Here is a 17185-nt window from a genome sequence, read left to right on the forward strand (position 1 = left end):
CGACACTAGTTTCAGCGCTCCCGCCAAACAAGACCAAACAGGCAGTGGTGCACCGATGTTGACAGCTTCCATGCCTTGGAAGGGCGCTGCGTCGCATTGCGGCAACGTCTTCGGCTCGGATAAACAGGGGCGAACCAGGGATATGGCCATGACGGATATGCTCGCTTCAAAGACGATTCTCGTTGCCGGTGCCGGACCTGCAGGCTTGATTGCGGCTTTGGCGATGGCAAAGGCCGGCTTCGATGTCAGCCTGATCGGACCGGAAGCCGGTGCAAGCGACGCGCGCACCACCGCACTGATGGCGCCAGCCCTCGATTATCTGGCCGAACTCGGCATCGACACCAGTTTCGACGGAAAGTCCGCTGCCCTGCGCACGATGCGCATCATCGATTCCACCAAGCGCCTGCTGCGAAGCCCGACCGTCACGTTCCATGCCAGCGAGATCGATCGCACCGCCTTCGGCTCCAACATTCCCAATGCCGTACTGGCCCAAACATTGACCGAGGCCGTCGCAAACCAGCCGCGCATTACCCGGCATCTTGCTACGGTGCAGACATGGATCCCGTCGACCGACAATGTTGTTGCCGTGCTGGAAGACGGCACCCGTCTTGAAGGTGCGCTCGCCATCGCCGCCGATGGGCGCGGTTCACCTGCGCGCGATGCTGCCGGCATCCGCACCGTCGGCCACCCCTATCCGCAATCGGCGCTGGTTCTGTCGTTCAGCCACACCCGGCCGCACAACGACACGTCGAACGAGTTCCACACCGAAACCGGTCCCTTCACGCAGGTTCCCCTGCCTGGAAACAAGTCCAGTCTCGTGTGGGTCGTGTCGCCGGCAGAAGCCGAAACCCTTAATGCTCTGGACGATGCGGAGATTGCGCGCCGCATCGAAGAGCGGATGCAGTCCATGTTGGGCTCCGCCACCGTCTTGCCCGGCCGGCAGATCTACCCGCTTTCGGCCCGCGTGCCGCTGTCTTTCGCTCAGTCGCGCATCGCGCTTGTCGGTGAAGCCGCCCATGTTTTCCCGCCGATCGGCGCTCAGGGCCTCAACCTCGGTGTTCGCGATGTTCAGACCATCGCTGGCCTCGTGGAAGACAATCCCGGCGATCCGGGCGCCACTTCGGTGCTGCGCAGCTATAGCCGCCAGCGCACGCCGGATGTCTTTGCGCGCAACAGCGCGGTGAACCTTCTGAACCGTTCGCTTCTGTCCGGGCTCCTGCCGGCACAGATGGCACGCAGCGCCGGCCTCAGCCTGATGGAAAAGCTTCCACCGGTGCGCAGCTTCTTTATGCGCGAAGGCATGAAGCCGGGCAGCGGTTTCCGAGGTCTATGGGAAAAGGTCGGGCGGCAGGACGCCTGATCGAATCAGGTAAAGCAGCGCCGTCACCGAGGCGACCGAACAGGTGGTCGTCACGAGAATGCTGGCCGACGCCCTTTCCACCCAGACGCCATATTGCGCGGCGATGACATAAACGTTCGTTGCCGTTGGCAGCGAAGCCAGAAGCATGGCCGTCCATACCCACACCGTCGGGAAGTCGCCGATCAGGCTCAGCATCGTATAACAAAGCAGCGGGTGCACGAAGAGCTTCAGGAGCACGATCGGCCCGATCGCTGTCGGCATCCGTCGCAAAGGTCGCAGCGCCAGCGTCACGCCCATGGCAAACAGGGCGCAAGGCGCAGCCGCCCTCGAAACGATCTCCAGCAAACGGTCGAGCGCCATCGGCGCGCGAAAGTGAAAAGCGGCCGCAAGCACGCCAAGAATCGTCGCGACGATAAACGGATGCAGCAGGATCTTGCGGCCGATATCGAGCACAAGACTGCTTGCGCCCGGGCTGCGTTCCCCCGACAGCGCCATCAAGGTCGGCGCCAGAACGAAGTGCATCACATTCTCGAAGCAGAAGATCAGCGCCACCGGCACCGCCGCTTCGTCGCCAAACGCAATCAGCGCCAGCCCCGGTCCCATGAAGCCGATATTGCCGTAAGCGGACGCCAGCGCCTTGATCGTACTTTCCGGCACCTTGCCGCCAAACAGAAGCGATGCCGCGAACATGGTGGCAAAGATCAGGAACGTCGCCAGCATCGATGCCAGAATGAACGAGATCTGCGTCAGCTGCTCAATCGGCGTCTTGGACAGCAGCTGGTAAAAGAGAGCCGGCAGCGCGAGGTAAAGGATGAACACGTTCATCCATGCCAGCCCTTCGAGCGGATGCTTCATCAGCTTCGCAACAACGAAGCCGAGCAGGATCATGCCGAAGAACGGCAGAACCAATCCGACAACATCCGCCATGGTCAAACTCACTTGGGCTTGGGAGAGCGGTTTAAAGGACCGCAAGGAGCATCCCGCGGCGCTAACCGTCGCAGCCATCTGCGTCAAGCAGAGACGGGGCAGAAGTGGGATTGAACAAAGCGGATGCAGCGGCCAAATAACAGGCATGACAGACACACGACACGCCAAGTTCCAGATCGGTCAGATGGTCCGGCACCGGGTCTTCCCGTTCCGCGGCATCATCTTCGACGTCGATCCCGAATTCGCCAACACCGATGAATGGTACGAAGCGATTCCCGCCGGGGTGCGGCCGAAGAAGGATCAGCCCTTCTATCATCTCCTCGCCGAGAACGAGGACAGCGAATACATCGCCTATGTCTCCGAGCAGAACCTGCTGGATGATTCGGACGGCACCCCGCTGCGCCATCCGCAGCTCAATCAAATCTTCGCCCGTGATTCGGTTGGGCGCTACCGCCTACGCGATCAACCGCAGCATTAAATCCGCGTTTTGAGCTGAAACCGCTCTGCCAAATCGCCAAAAGGCGGGATTTTGGTCCCGCCTTTTGATCATTCTGTGCTGCCAAATACCGCGTTTAGTTAGCGGTTTTCGCCTTCTCCTGCTCTTCCTTGAGCTTCTTGGCGAAGTCGTCATTGTTCTTGCTGACGAAAGCTTCCAGCTTCTTCTGGCGGTCTTCGAGGTCGGACTGCTGCAGCGGAGGACCGTCGTAAGCGCCGGTGAAACCGTTCAGAGAAACCTTGATCGGGTTCGGCTGATTCTGGAAATTCACCGAGGTCAGCGTGAGGGTCGTGCCCTTCTTGAAGCTGGCGACCAACTGATCGTTCAGCGGCGCTTCGGCCACGCAACGATCCGGGAAACAGATAACATAATCAAGCTTTTGCGACTTGTTGCTGTCGACCTGCAGACCCACGCCCGGAGGCAGCAGACGGCCGGTCGGCACGGTCACCTGGAACACCCGACGGCTGACCTTGCCCTTCACCTCGACGAGGCTGACGGCGGTGAGCAACTGGCCGGTATTGGCGGTCATGATCTGCTGTACGTTGCAGATCTCGACTTCCTGCTGCTTCTGGCAGGCCTTGAACCAACCCTTGGGCGGAGCCGCAGGGTTCTGCTCCTGCGCAGACGCTGGCGCAACGCCACCGGCAACCACAGCAGCGAGGCCTGCCGCAACAAGGGCAAGTCGCGACGTGTTGAGGTTCGGAAACTTCATGGGTCGGTTATCCTCTTGAATGGATGGCGGTGAGCGCTACCCAGCCGCTAGCCGGCGTCAGTGTTGCTTAAATAAGGCAACAGGATGACTGTTGGCGGCCCCATACACCGGCTGGTTCTCGGAATCCAGCTTGGCGAATGGCCGGAAACACATCATTGCGCCGCCATTTCGAGCGAATGTGCTCCTTCCTTCGGCCGAATCGAAAAGACTGCTCATGCCCATCAAACCGCTGCTCCTTGCTTGCTCCATGCTGATGACGGTGCCCTTCGGCACCCTTTCGGCACGTGCGGAGCCGGCGCATGCGATTGCCATGCAGGGCAAACCGGCGCTTCCGGCAGACTTCCAGCATATGCCTTATGCCAACCCTGACGCCCCAAAGGGCGGTCGAGTAGTTTATGCCTGGCAAGGCAGCTTCGACAGCCTGAACCCCTTTATTGTTCAAGGCGATGGCGCCCGCGGCCTGTTCGACAACGAGTTCGGCAACAACGTCTTCGAATCGCTGATGATGCGATCGCGCGACGAAGCGTTCACGATGTATCCGCTGATCGCCGAAAGCGTGGAAACCGATGATGCGCGGAGCTTCGTCACCTTTACTCTGAACCCTGCGGCCAAGTTCTCGGATGGCCAGCCGATCACGGTCGATGATGTGATCTTTTCGCTGGAACTGTTCCGCGATAAGGCCCGTCCGATCTATCAGCGCTGGGTCAACGTCGTGGACCGGATGGAACGCGTCGGCGAGCGTGGCCTGAAGCTGATCTTCAACGATAAGGCCGACCGCGAATCGCCTCTGCTGCTCGCTGGTATCCCGATCCTTCCCAAGCACGCGACTGATCGTGACACCTTCGATCGCACCAGCTTGAAGCCGATGATCGGTTCGGGCCCCTACATCATTGACAGCGTACGCCCCGGCGAACAGGTCAATCTGAAGCGCAACCCGGATTATTGGGCGAAAGATCTGCCTACGAAGCGCGGCTTCGACAACTATGACGAAATCCGCATCAGCTATTTCCGCGATCCGAACACCATGTTCGAGGCCTTCAAGAAGGGCCTGGTTGATGTATTTCCGGAAGACCAGACCAGCCGTTGGGCATCCGGCTACAACTTTCCAGCCGTAACCGATGGCCGTGTCCGCAAGGAAACCTTCGACAAACAAACGCCTGCAGACATGCTCGGCTTCGTGCTCAACACACGCCGACCTGTGTTTCAGAACCGCGATGTCCGCCGGGCATTGGCCGGGTTGTTCGACTTCGAGTGGAGCAACCGCAACCTCTTCAACGACGCTTATCAACGCACGACCAGCTATTTCACGGGCTCGGAATTGTCCTCGACCGGCCGGCCAGCCTCGGACGCCGAGAAGAGCTTATTGGCGCCCTATCCCGATGCGGTGAGACCGGAAATTTTGGCGGGAACCTGGACACCGCCGAGCTCCGACGGCAGCGGCCGCGATCGTGAGTTCTTGCGCCAAGGCTTCGATGCCTTGAAGGCGGCTGGTTACTCCATGAAGAACGGCCGGATGGTGGATGCCGAAGGCAAGCCTCTCGCCTTCGAGATCCTGCTTAACGGCAAGTCGAGCGAGCAAATCAGCATGGCTTGGCAACGCACCCTTGCCCGGCTGGGCATCACCGTGTCCATCCGCTCCGTCGATGCCGCGCAGTACCTTCAGCGCCAACGCACCTATGATTTCGACGCAATGCTGATGCGCTACACGTCATCCCTGTCGCCGGGGGTAGAACAGCAGTTCCGCTGGGGTTCCGCCTCAGCGGATGCGCCTGGTACCTACAACTTTGCCGGCGTCTCTGAACCCGCTATCGACGCGCTCATCGACGAGATGGTGAATGCACGAGACCGCGACGAGTTTGTCACCATCGTGCGCGCCTATGATCGCGTTTTGCTAAGCGGCGCCTATGTCGTGCCCTTGTATTATCAGCCACAGCAATGGGTTGCGAGCTGGAGCCATATTCATAGGCCCGAACAAACGTCGATCTACGGCTATCAGCTGCCGACCTGGTGGTCCGAGGATGATGCACAATGAGCCTGAAGCTGACCATTGACGTTGTGTCTGACGTCGTGTGCCCCTGGTGCTATATAGGACAGAAGAAGCTCGAGCGCGCTCTGGCTTTGATCCCTGACATCCAGGTCACTGTTCAATGGCTACCTTACCAGCTCGACCCGACCATTCCGCGCAACGGCACCGATCGCCATGCTTATATGCTCGCCAAGTTTGGCAGCGCCGAGAAGGTTGACGAAATCCATGCCCGGATCGCATCTGTTGGGCAGGAACTTGGCATTACCTTCGACTTTGCAGCCATAAAAATCGCGGCCAATACCTTGGATGCACATCGCCTCATCCGCTGGGCAGGGGCGACCAGTCATGACATTCAGGGGCGTTTGATTAGCAACCTGTTTTCGGCCTTCTTCGAACAAGGTCGGGACATCGGCGATCGTGAAACCCTTACGGATCTTGCGAGCAAGAGCGGCATGGACGCTGCAGTTGTGTCTGCACTGCTGGCGACGCAGTCAGACGTCGAGGCTGTTCAGCAGGAAGTTGCCACAGCTACCAACATGGGAATCACCGGCGTTCCCTGCTTCCTCCTTGATGGACGCTACGCTCTCATGGGCGCACAGGAGCCGGGGGTTCTAGCGGACGCCATTCGCCAAGTGGCTCAATACACCGCAAGCTGAGGCGCCATAATAAAAAGCTTGAGCTAAATCCGAAGCAATCAGCGTACCCCTTTCGTTTCCGAAATCTGTAAACTTTTAAATGTTGCGGAACACATACCGAACAGATAGGGTCCGTTCTGGGTTTGTTTTTGATTCAGAAGGGTTTTGGGATGCTCACGCGCAAGCAGATGGAACTGCTTTCCTTCATCAATCAACGGATGAAGGAAAGTGGCATCCCGCCCTCTTTCGACGAAATGAAGGAGGCGCTGGATCTTGCCTCAAAGTCGGGCATCCACCGCCTGATTACGGCTTTGGAAGAACGTGGCTTCATTCGTCGCCTACCGAACCGTGCTCGAGCTCTTGAAGTGATCAAGCTTCCTGATTCGCTCTCACCTGCGATGGCTCCGAAGAAGTTTTCGCCAAGCGTGATTGAAGGCAGCCTCGGCAAGAAGCCGGCAGAGCCCGCCAAGCCACAGCGTAGCGCCTCGAATGACGATAATGCCAACGGCATCTCTCTGCCGGTCATGGGTCGTATTGCAGCCGGTGTGCCGATCTCCGCGATCCAGCACCCGACGCATTCCATCACCGTTCCGCCGGATATGTTGGCAGGTGGCGAGCATTATGCATTGGAAGTGCGCGGGGACTCGATGATCGAAGCCGGCATTTTCGATGGCGATACGGTCGTGATCCGCGACGGCAGCACGGCCAATCCCGGCGACATCGTGGTTGCCTTGGTGGATGATGAAGAAGCCACGTTGAAGCGCTTCCGCCGCAAGGGCGCGTCCATTGCCCTCGAAGCCGCCAACCCTGCTTACGAGACACGTATCTTCCCGCCGCACCGCGTCAAGGTGCAAGGACGCTTGGTGGGGCTGATCCGGAAGTACTGACGGCTTCGGCAGCTCGCTTGTCTACGGTGCTTTGCTTTCGCGAAGGCAATTTCGCAATCGGATCACGCGGCTTGCGCTTGTAGGGCGCCATGCCGCGAGCTTCACGGGAAAATCGACGATGGTCATGCCATGGTCGGTAAGGTCTGCGCAGCGCATGTTGGATGATCGCCTCGCCGCTTTTCTTGTCGAAGGTGATGGTGGCGCTTCCGTTCTGCGCAAGGTCGCGCTTTGTGAGCACCTTGGATCTTTTCCCACGACAAACACTGCTGTTTGCAGTGGCGTCGTCAATAACGATGACGGCAGCATTGCCGCAGTAAGCTTTGACGTCCCCGTCTTCCGGAAGAGATACGATGCTTCCGCCTAGCGGATGCTTGATCGTGCAGACGTCATCTTTGCATAGGAAGTTGCCTGACGGATCATTATCCGCCGGGACGTCATCAACCGGCTTAACCAGGGTCATTGCAGAAGCCGCTCGCTGCCAATCTTGCGTGGTGAACGCATTGGGCCGTGTTCGATTGACCGCGATTTGCCCGTCGGCCGTTGGCATCCCGATGAGACGTGCATCCTCTGATATGTAGAGGTCGGGCACCTGCCGCATGGCGAAGGTCAGCACTCCCGCGACAAGGAACGGCAATGCCAGGAGGCGCATTCGTGTCGTCGTGAAGCAGCCAAGAACAAGCGCCATCGTGAACAAAATCACTGTGGAAGCCGGCACGATGCCAACCGCATCCATAGGCGAGCGGTTGGCCAACCAATGTGCAATGCCGAGCATCAGGTCGAGCCCTAAGCCCATCACCATCAACGGCCAGGCTTCCAGACCGAAAGGCATCAAGGCGACAGCCATAACGGCCGGCGGCATGATCAGGATGCCGATGATCGGGGTTGTCGCCAAGTTTGCCACCAAAGTGAGCGGCGAGATTCGTTGAAAGTGATAAGCGCCGAATATGCTCGTCGCGCCCCCAGCGAGAACCGACGTCGCGACCGATCCTGCAACAAGAACGGCAACATAGCGCGTCAAGCGCGACAAGGGTGAGCGGTTGGTTGGCGGTGCGTGACGCTTGCCGTTAAGTCGCCACTGCTTCCACCCGGCATAGCCCGCAATCAGGGCTGCGGTTGCCGCAAACGACATTTGAAAGCTCGGTCCCATCACCTCATGCGGGGTGATCAGTAGGATGATCAGAGCCGCAATGGCCAGATTGCGCATGCTGAGCGCAGCGCGATCAAAGAGGATCGCCGTCAGCATCACCGCAACCATCAGAAAACTTCGATTGGCGGCAACCTGATCACCGGCGAGCAGGAGGTAAAATCCGGTACCAGCCAAAGCGACAAGGGCGGAAACCTTCTTCACGGGGTAGCGTGCCGAGAAGCCTGGAAAGAGTGCAAACAGCACGCGCATGGAGCCCATGATTGTCGCTGCCGCCAGCGCCATGTGGAGGCCTGAGATTGACAGAACATGCGCGAGACCGGTGATGCGCAGGTCCTCGTTGACTGCTTCGGGAATACCAGCCCGTACGCCAGCGATAAGCGCGGCCGCGATCTCGCCGGACGCCCCGGGGATCACGGCTCGGATCTTGTCCGCTATTGTCATTCGAAGCCGCTCAACGCGTTGCGCCAGGCTCTGCGAAGACGACGCAGCCGGCGCCCCCTCCGCGCGAACAGGATTGCGCAGGAAAAAGCCGATCGCGCCAAGTCCGTCAAAATAGCTTTGAAAGGCAAAGTCGTAGCTGCCCGGCCGCACCGGGCCGGAGGGCGGCATCAGCCTGACCACGCCTCGGACAACCTCGCCGGGCAGCAACTTGTCAGGCACCTGGCGCGCAGTTACGCGAACCCGCTCCGGCGCGTAACGAAGTTTTGGCCGCGCTGTCGACAAGACATCCAGCGTCAGCCGCGTTCGTCCGCTTTCCTGAAGTTCAACCAGCGCTACGCGGCCTGTGACCTCCGTTGCGATTGGAGAGCCAAGGATAGGCGTCGATTTCCGCTCCGTTTCGAGTTTCGCCAGAGCGCCCCCCACCAGCAACGCGAGCATGGCGAGACAGGCAAGATGCCAAACATGGCGCCGACGCAGGAGCCACGCCAGTACCCCCACGAACAGTAATGCCGCAGCCAGAGGTAAAATCGATGGCTCAAAGGGGAGAAGAAAGTAAACAACGGCACCGCCACCGATCAGCGGCGGCAGGGTGAGAAAGCCGATCCCGCGCGACCATTCGACTTGCCAGGCCCGTTTCCAGGCATCCGGCTGATGTGCAACCCAGCGAAGCAGCCGTGCCACATGCTGCGAAGACAGGAAGCCGCGCGGTTGGCCGGGCTGCGACCATGCGTCATACGTCGCCTCTTCATCGTCATAGACGAAGAAACCCCGCTCACTCGGTTCGGACGCGGCTGTACTGATCGTCGCCCTCACTTCGATCCCCATCAGATGCAAAACTTGCACCTGCCCGCACCTATGCTACACGGGCGCGCGTCCGGTGCCAGCCCACGTCAGGCTTTAGCCCCGTGAAATGCGCCGCCTTGAGAATTTACGATCGGATCCCACCATGTCGAAGCCAATCGTCACCCGCTTCGCGCCCTCGCCCACGGGCTATCTCCATATTGGCGGCGCGCGAACAGCCTTGTTCAACTGGCTTTACGCCCAGCACGTCGGCGGCACGATGCTGCTGCGCATCGAAGACACCGATCGCGAGCGCTCCACCGATGCGGCAACCACTGCGATCCTCGACGGTTTGAAATGGCTCGGCCTGACTTGGGATGGCGAGCCGATCTCCCAGTTCGCACGCGCCGAGCGCCACCGAGAAATCGCTGAGGAACTCGTGGCAAAAGGCGCCGCATATCGTTGCTACGCCACACCGGCCGAGCTCGACGAAATGCGCGAAAAGGCAAAGGCTGAAGGTCGTCCGCCACGCTATGACGGCCGTTGGCGCGGCCGCGATGAGTCCGAGGCACCAGCTGGTGTGAAGCCCGCGATCCGCATCAAGGCGCCGCGCGAGGGCGAGACCGTCGTTGCCGATCGCGTGCAGGGCGAAGTGCGCTTCCCGAACAAGGATCTGGACGATTTCATCATCCTGCGTTCGGATGGCAATCCAACCTACATGCACGCCGTCGTTGTGGATGATCACGATATGGGCGTGACGCACATTATCCGCGGCGACGACCACCTGACCAACGCCGCACGCCAGACCATCATCTACCAGGCGATGGGCTGGGACGTGCCGGTCATGGCGCATATTCCGCTGATCCATGGTGCGGACGGCGCTAAGCTGTCCAAGCGCCACGGCGCGCTCGGCGTCGAAGCGTATCGCGAGATGGGCTACCTGCCGGAAGCGCTCTGCAACTACCTGGCTCGCCTCGGTTGGAGCCACGGCGACGACGAGATCATGTCCGTTAAAGACATGATCCGCTGGTTCGAGATCGAAGACGTCAACAAGGGTGCGGCGCGATTCGACTTCGCCAAGCTGGAAGCCGTGAACGGCGTGCATATGCGTCGCATGGATGATGCAGCGCTCACGGCCGCTCTCATCGACACGCTGCCTTATCTGCAGAACGGCGAAGCCATCCTGGGAAAGCTGGATGATGCCAAGCGCGCACAGCTGAGCGCTGCAATGCCCGGCTTAAAAGAGCGTGCCAAGACGCTGGTGGAGCTGGCCGATAGCGCCGACTACCTTTTTGCCACGCGTCCACTGCCGCTCGACGAGAAGGCTACGCAGATTCTTGATGCTGACGCACGCAAGGTTCTCGCCGATGCACGCGATGCCTTGTCGTCCGTCCAGGACTGGTCGGCAGCCACGACGGAAGCAGCTGTGCGAGAGGTTGCTGAAAAATCAGGCTTGAAGCTTGGTAAGGTCGCGCAGCCGCTTCGCGCGGCTTTGACGGGCCGAAGCACGTCACCTGGCGTCTTCGATGTCTTGGCTGTGCTCGGAAAAGAAGAGTCGATTGGCCGTTTGACAGATCAAATCGGTTAGCGTGGGAACAACTCGGTTGCAGTGCACTTACGGCAGTGCAACATTCGTTGCCGGAATCCTTGGCACGATTTGCTGAATACGATAGCACTCCCCTGCCTGCGGGTTTTCGCCACACTTCGGCAATTTTTCCGCCATGGCGTCTTCCAGTAATGAGAAGGACTTTGCGATGACCGACGCGAACGCTGATTTTAGCCTGAACGGTAAATCTATCAATTTGAAGGTCCGAAAGGGCTCCGTCGGACCAGAGGTGGTCGATATCGGCTCCCTGTATAAGGAAACCGGCGCCTTCACCTACGATCCCGGATTTACTTCAACCGCGTCGTGCGAGTCGCAGATCACCTATATCGATGGTGATGAGGGCGTTCTCCTGCATCGCGGCTATCCTATCGACCAGCTGGCGGAACAGGGCGACTTCCTGGAAGTCTGCTACCTGCTTCTTTACGGCGAACTGCCGACGCGCACGCAGAAGGAAGACTTCGACCGTCGCGTCACGCGCCACACGATGGTGCATGAGCAGATGGCTTGGTTCTATCGCGGCTTCCGTCGCGATGCCCATCCGATGGCCGTCATGTGCGGCGTGGTTGGCGCACTGTCTGCGTTCTACCACGACTCCACGGACATCTCGGATCCGCAGCAGCGCATGATTGCTTCGATCCGCCTGATTGCGAAGATGCCGACGATCGCGGCAATGGCCTACAAGTACCATGTTGGCCAGCCCTTCGTTTACCCGAAGAACGAACTGAATTTCGCGGCGAACTTCCTGCACATGTGCTTTGCCGTGCCGTGCGAGGACTATAAGGTGAACCCGATCCTGGCACGCGCCATGGAGCGGATCTTCATCCTTCATGCCGACCACGAGCAGAACGCCTCGACCTCCACGGTCCGTCTTGCCGGTTCGTCCGGCGCGAACCCCTTCGCCTGTATCGCAGCTGGCATCGCCTGCCTGTGGGGTCCGGCGCATGGCGGCGCCAACGAAGCGGCACTGAACATGCTGGGTGAGATCGGCTCGGTTGATCGCATTCCTGAGTTCATTGCTCGCGCAAAAGACAAGAACGATCCGTTCCGCCTGATGGGCTTCGGACATCGCGTCTACAAGAACTACGATCCACGCGCCAAGATCATGCAGAAGACAACGCATGAGGTTCTCGGCGAACTCGGTATCAAGGACGATCCGCTGCTCGACGTCGCCATGGAGCTCGAGCGGATCGCGCTGACCGACGAGTACTTCATCGAGAAGAAGCTCTACCCGAACATCGACTTCTATTCGGGCATCACGCTGAAGGCGCTCGGCTTCCCGACCACCATGTTCACGGTGCTGTTCGCGGTCGCCCGCACGGTCGGCTGGATTGCGCAGTGGAAGGAAATGATCGAAGATCCGAGCCAGAAGATCGGCCGTCCGCGCCAGCTCTATACGGGCCACACCCAGCGCGACTACACACCGATCGCCAAGCGCTAATCCAAACGCAATGAAAAAGCCCGGCCATAACGCCGGGCTTTTTTGCTTTCGGATGATCGCTATTTTCGCAGAAGTGGCGGCTCAACAGTCGTGTTGAGTGGATCAGATGATCCGGCAGGCCCGTAGCAGCTTCAGAAGCCGCACAACTGCCGGCAGCCTGTTAAAGGCGACGTAAACTAGCCGCTGTTCTCCGCCATAGATATCTTTGTGCTGCGACAAGGAGCGGACCGGATACAGGAAGCGGTTGGTGAACGCGTTGGTGTAGAAGAAGCGGAAACCACGCCGCGTCACCCAGTTCTTGTTGAATTCCTTGTCCTCGATCATGTGAAATGGCGACAGGCCGAGATGGAGCTCGTGCGCGCCTTCAGACTGAAAGGTCTCGATGGCCTTGCGCATCAAGAGGTAGCCGGCAAGCGGATCCGTACCGGGCAACCACCGCCGCGTGGCGGAGAGATAACCGACCACGTGGCCACCCTCGTAGACAGGATCAAAAAAGGCGAAACCTTCCGGCTCGCCTTGTTTATTGAACAGCACGAATTTGCGGGCACCCTCCTCATCGCCGAGCACAACGGGGCGCACAAGGAAACGCAGCTCGCGGCTCTTCGTGGCCTTCGAGCGCCGCCAGGCTTCTGAGACAGCCCGAAGTTTCCGTCCTATCTCGCCGGAAAGTGGAACCTCGCATACGCTGTGTCCACTGGCTTCGAAGCGATTGGCGGCTGTACGGAAGCTGCGGCGTGCAGGTCCTTTAAATGAGAAGTTGCGCAGGTCGACCACTGTTTCGGACCCAAACGCATTGACGAAGAAACCGCGTCCGTTCAGCAGCGCCGCCGTTGCATGCGAGATCTGCCAGAAGCTCACATCCTGGTATTTGGCGAGGAAGTCGTCGATCAGAGCGCCATGGTGTTCAGCCGGCGCGATCGGATCAGCCAGCACGAAAGCGGTGCCGCCAACCATCTTGTAGCTGAGGAAGCCGTTCTCATCGCCAAAATAGCGGAGATCCGGCTGAAACGCGGCAGAATAGGCGACGGGAAAGCGCCCATGCTGTTCGAGCAGCGCGCGGCGCTTGGAATCGGGAAGGACATTCATCCCGGCGAGAAACAGGAAAACCCTGTTCTCGAACAGAGGGGCAGCAAAGAAAAATGCTGCACCAGTTTTTTATACAAGCTCGACCTCAAGCACACCAGGCACAGCCTTGATGGCGGACGCCATGCGGGGCTCGATGCGGTAGCGGTCCTGCAACTGCACCTCGATCTCGCCCTGGCCCCCATCCTTGACCACCACGAAGCTGACCTGACCTTCGCCGCGCATGTTAAGCTGGTTCGACACAATCCGGATAGGCGCTGCATCGCGCACGAAGACGCGCAGCGCTTTCTGAACTCTGCTGGCTTCCTCATCGAGCGATTGCACGGTCTGGATGCGCAGGTTCACGCCTTCCGGCCGATCTTCGGCTGCAACCGTGATCACCACGGAGGTGCCGGGCTCCAGCAGGTCACGAAACTGCGCTAACGCTTCCGAAAACAGCACAGACTCATACTGACCCGATGAGTCAGACAGCATGACGATGCCCATCTTGTTACCGGTGCGAGTACGCCGTTCCTGCTTGGACGTTACGGTGCCAGCAAGGCGCCCGGCAGTGGCGCCCTTCTTCACCGCCGCCTGGAAGTCGCTCCAATTCTGCACCCGCATCTTTGCAAGAACACTGCGATATTCATCGAGAGGATGCGCAGACAGGTAGAAGCCGATTGCCTGGAACTCGCGCTGCAGACGATCAGCCGGCAGCCAACCGTCGGCTGGCGGGAGATACAGCTTTTCGGGTTGCGCAGCTGCGCCGCCGAAGATGTCGCCCTGCCCACTTGCCGCGTTTTCCGCCGCACGCTGCGCCATGCCCATCATGCGTTCAATGCCAGCCATCAGCGCCGACCGGTCATAACCGAAGCAGTCGAACGCACCGGCCTGAATCAGGCTTTCGAACACGCGCTTGCCTACAATCTTGCAGTCAATTCGGGTGCAGAAATCCTCGATTGAAGCGAACTGGCCTTCTTTGCGCTTCTCGACGATGTGGTCGACGGCATGTTCGCCCACGCCCTTGATGGCAGCCAGCGAGTAGAAAATCTTGTTTTCACCGACTTCGAAGATGCGGTGCGAGGTCTTCACCGAAGGCGGCACCACCTCGATGCCGAGCCGCATGGCATCCTGGCGGAAGTCCGACAGCTTTTCCGTGTTGTTCATGTCGAGCGTCATGGACGCCGCCAGGAACTCGACCGGATAATGCGCCTTCAGATAGGCCGTCTGATAGGAGACGATCGCGTAGGCTGCGGCGTGTGACTTGTTGAAGCCGTAATCCGCAAATTTTGCGAGCAGATCGAAGATGAAGTCGGATTGTGGCTTGGTGAGCCCGTTCTTCATTGCGCCTTCAACAAAGCGCACACGCTGCACTTCCATCTCGGCACGGATCTTCTTGCCCATGGCGCGGCGCAGAAGGTCGGCTTCGCCAAGCGTATAGCCGGACAGCTCCTGCGCGATCTGCATGACCTGTTCCTGGTAAACGATAACGCCCTGCGTTTCCTTCACCAGATGGTCGATCATGGGGTGGATCGAGGCGATCTCCTCCTCGCCATGTTTGCGCGCATTATAGGTCGGAATGTTCTCCATCGGACCCGGACGATAGAGCGCCACGAGCGCGATGATGTCCTCGATCCGATCCGGTTTCATGCCGATCAGCGCCTTGCGCATGCCCGCGGATTCCACCTGGAACACGCCGACAACCTCGCCACGCGACAGCATCTCGTAGGTCTTCTGGTCGTCCAGCGGCAAGCGCGGAATATCAATGTCGACCCCGCGCCGCCGGATCAGCCGCACCGCGTTCTCGATCGTGGTAAGCGTCTTGAGGCCGAGGAAGTCGAACTTCACCAGACCTGCCTGCTCGACATATTTCATGTTGAACTGCGTGACCGGCATGTCCGATCGCGGATCGCGATACATCGGCACGAGTTCGGAGAGCGGCCTGTCGCCGATCACGATGCCTGCAGCGTGCGTGGAGGCGTGGCGAAACAAGCCTTCGAGCTTCTGCGCGATGTCGAGCAGCGTCTGCACGATCGGCTCGCGGTCGATCTCTTCCTGGAAACGCGGCTCGCCTTCGATCGCCTTAGCCAGCGTCACCGGATTGGCAGGGTTTGCCGGCACCATCTTGCAGAGGCGATCGACCTGGCCATAGGGCATCTGCAACACCCGGCCAACGTCGCGCAGCACGGCACGCGCCTGCAGCGTTCCGAAGGTGATGATCTGGCCGACCTGGTCGCGTCCATACTTGCCCTGAACGTAGCGAATGACCTCTTCACGCCGATCCTGGCAGAAGTCGATATCGAAGTCGGGCATCGATACGCGGTCGGGATTGAGGAAGCGCTCGAACAGCAGTGAGAACCGCAGCGGATCGACGTCGGTGATCGTCAGCGCATAAGCGACCAGCGAACCAGCACCCGAACCGCGTCCCGGACCGACCGGGATGTCGTGCGCCTTCGCCCATTTGATGAAGTCCGACACGATCAGGAAGTAGCCAGGGAACTTCATGCGCTCAATGATGCCGAGCTCGAATTCCAGCCGTTCCGCATATTGTTCAGGCGTGTAGCCCGGTGTTATCCCGAAATGCTCGAGGCGGTAAGCAAGACCCGCACGAGCCTGCCGCTTGAGCTCGTCGGCTTCTGCCTGCACGGCCTCCTCTGCATCCGCCACATCACCGCCCGTGAAGCGTGGCAAGATCGGCTTGCGGTTCTTAGGATAGTAGGAGCAGCGCTTGGCGATCTCGATCGTGGAATCGACCGCTTCCGGTAAGTCGGCGAACAGCCGACACATGTCGGCCTGACTCTTGAGATAGTGGTCAGGCGTCAGGCGTCGTCGATTGTCTTCTGCGACGACCGACCCTTCCGCGATCGCCACCAGGGCATCATGTGCGTCGTAATCGTCTCGCTTCGGAAAGTAGGCTTCGTTGGTGGCCACCAGCGGCAAGTCGTGGGTGTATGCGAGATCGATCAACCCGGCTTCAACATTGCGGTTATAGCCTTGCTGACGCTGCAATTCGACATAAAGCCGGTCGCCAAATATCGTTTTCAGCTTTTCCAGGCGTGCTTCGGCAAGGGGGCGCTTGTCTGCGACCAGCATAGCGCCAATCGCCCCGGTGGGGCCGCCAGTCAAGCAGATCACGCCATCAGCCAGTTCCTCAACCCACTCCATGAGAATGTGCGGTGCAACGGCATCTGGATGGTTGAGGTAGGAACGGCTAACGAGCCGCACGAGATTGGCATAGCCGCCTTCGGTCGCGGCGATCAGGATCAGCTGATAATAAGTCGGGCCATTCTTGCGCCCGGATCGCGACGTGTCAGGCTCCTCATCATCGAAGCAGACGTCGAGCTGACATCCGACGATCGGCTGCACGCCTTCCTTGGTCGCCTTCTGAGCGAACTCCAGCGCGCCGAACAGATTGTTGCTGTCAGTAATCGCGATTGCCGGCGCGGCATCCTTGACGGCATGTCCGACGATCTTCCCGACAGGCAATGCCCCTTCCAGCAGCGAATAGGCCGAATGCACGCGCAGGTGCACGAAGGGACGCGCGGGCGTCTCCGGCAATGCGGCTTTGACCGCCGCTTCGCGCTTTAGCGGATCGCGTGGAAGTTTGTCGCTCATAAGGATTCCGGCTGCCGGCAGGACTCAGATGTCGTGCCGACATTCTCCCGGAT

General features: G+C 59.6%; 12 protein-coding genes. 7 read left to right on the top strand and 5 right to left on the bottom strand.

From position 1 onward, the window contains the following. Positions 1–148: 148 nt before the first annotated feature. A complete protein-coding gene (locus JYU29_RS07475; RefSeq protein WP_347879863.1) occupies positions 149–1360 on the top strand; it encodes a UbiH/UbiF family hydroxylase in 1212 nt (403 codons plus the stop codon). On the opposite strand, the gene JYU29_RS07480 is transcribed toward JYU29_RS07475, so the two are convergent. After that, positions 1328–2287, bottom strand: a complete 960-nt coding sequence (locus tag JYU29_RS07480) for an AEC family transporter (RefSeq protein WP_213984038.1) — start codon at positions 2285–2287, stop codon at positions 1328–1330. The two genes, JYU29_RS07475 and JYU29_RS07480, sit on opposite strands and share 33 nt — an antisense overlap. A 145-nt stretch (positions 2288–2432) precedes the next feature. On the opposite strand from JYU29_RS07480, the gene hspQ reads away from it, so the two are divergent. After that, entirely contained in the window at positions 2433–2765 is a 333-nt protein-coding gene (gene hspQ / locus JYU29_RS07485) for a heat shock protein HspQ (RefSeq protein WP_213984318.1), read from the top strand. A gap of 94 nt (positions 2766–2859) precedes the next feature. Here the strand turns inward: hspQ and JYU29_RS07490 are convergent, their stop codons facing one another. Next, positions 2860–3495 carry an invasion associated locus B family protein gene (locus JYU29_RS07490; RefSeq protein ID WP_213984039.1) on the bottom strand — a complete coding sequence of 212 codons (636 nt, stop codon included), beginning with the start codon at positions 3493–3495 and terminating at the stop codon, positions 2860–2862. 214 nt (positions 3496–3709) lie between these two features. Here JYU29_RS07490 and JYU29_RS07495 point away from each other — a divergent pair, with 214 nt between their 5' ends. The 3 genes from JYU29_RS07495 to lexA all read left to right on the top strand — a co-directional run bounded on the left by JYU29_RS07495 (position 3710) and on the right by lexA (position 7043). Next, complete coding sequence (locus tag JYU29_RS07495; protein ID WP_250157205.1) at positions 3710–5527, top strand: extracellular solute-binding protein; 1818 nt, start codon at positions 3710–3712, stop codon at positions 5525–5527. Further along, entirely contained in the window at positions 5524–6177 is a 654-nt protein-coding gene (locus JYU29_RS07500; RefSeq protein WP_213984040.1) for a DsbA family oxidoreductase, read from the top strand. The genes JYU29_RS07495 and JYU29_RS07500 overlap by 4 nt, the downstream gene beginning before the upstream one ends. A gap of 149 nt (positions 6178–6326) precedes the next feature. Beyond that, complete coding sequence (lexA, locus tag JYU29_RS07505; RefSeq protein WP_213984041.1) at positions 6327–7043, top strand: transcriptional repressor LexA; 717 nt, start codon at positions 6327–6329, stop codon at positions 7041–7043. Here lexA and JYU29_RS18300 read toward each other — a convergent pair. Next, the gene (locus JYU29_RS18300; protein ID WP_431192841.1) at positions 7000–9456 is read right to left on the bottom strand and encodes a ComEC/Rec2 family competence protein; all 2457 of its coding nucleotides are present in this window, start codon (positions 9454–9456) and stop codon (positions 7000–7002) included. The genes lexA and JYU29_RS18300 overlap by 44 nt on opposite strands. 121 nt (positions 9457–9577) lie before the next feature. Here JYU29_RS18300 and gltX point away from each other — a divergent pair, with 121 nt between their 5' ends. Both gltX and gltA read left to right on the top strand, forming a co-directional pair. Beyond that, complete coding sequence (gltX, locus tag JYU29_RS07515; RefSeq protein ID WP_213984043.1) at positions 9578–10999, top strand: glutamate--tRNA ligase; 1422 nt, start codon at positions 9578–9580, stop codon at positions 10997–10999. Positions 11000–11165: 166 nt separating this feature from the next. After that, a complete protein-coding gene (gltA, locus tag JYU29_RS07520; RefSeq protein ID WP_250157206.1) occupies positions 11166–12455 on the top strand; it encodes a citrate synthase in 1290 nt (429 codons plus the stop codon). Positions 12456–12557: 102 nt separating this feature from the next. On the opposite strand, the gene JYU29_RS07525 is transcribed toward gltA, so the two are convergent. Beyond that, the gene (locus JYU29_RS07525) at positions 12558–13541 is read right to left on the bottom strand and encodes a DUF2156 domain-containing protein (protein WP_213984045.1); all 984 of its coding nucleotides are present in this window, start codon (positions 13539–13541) and stop codon (positions 12558–12560) included. A gap of 69 nt (positions 13542–13610) precedes the next feature. Further along, positions 13611–17132, bottom strand: coding sequence for a DNA polymerase III subunit alpha (gene dnaE / locus JYU29_RS07530; protein ID WP_213984046.1), 3522 nt, complete (start codon positions 17130–17132; stop codon positions 13611–13613). Between the last annotated feature and the right edge of the window lie 53 nt (positions 17133–17185).

The sequence above is a fragment of the Tianweitania aestuarii genome (genome assembly GCF_018457165.1).
Lineage (GTDB): Bacteria > Pseudomonadota > Alphaproteobacteria > Rhizobiales > Rhizobiaceae > Tianweitania > Tianweitania aestuarii.